Consider the following 202-nt stretch of genomic DNA (forward strand, 5'->3'; position numbering starts at 1 on the left):
TAGTCGTTGCTCTTCATTAACAATCGCGGCTCCCAGGTCGTCAAATGCGGTTTTTGCTGCTTCAAGCTGCTGCTGATATTGAGAGAGTTGTTCTGTTAATTGTGGTAACGTTTCACTTAGGGAAGACTTTGTTAATGACTGCTCAATTTCTTGTAGTTCAAGATATCGGACAATTGCAGTAATCGCCTCGAATGACTGACTT

1 protein-coding gene is annotated in these 202 nt (G+C 42.1%); it reads right to left on the reverse strand.

The genetic code is table 11. The annotated features are described in order from the left end of the window. Nucleotides 1–202, reverse strand: a 202-nt coding sequence (locus ABF638_RS38600; RefSeq protein ID WP_435027983.1) for a hypothetical protein, incomplete at both ends; no start/stop codon positions are given.

Origin of the sequence: Nostoc sp. CALU 1950 (genome assembly GCF_051172895.1) — a bacterium.
GTDB lineage: Bacteria > Cyanobacteriota > Cyanobacteriia > Cyanobacteriales > Nostocaceae > Nostoc > Nostoc edaphicum_A.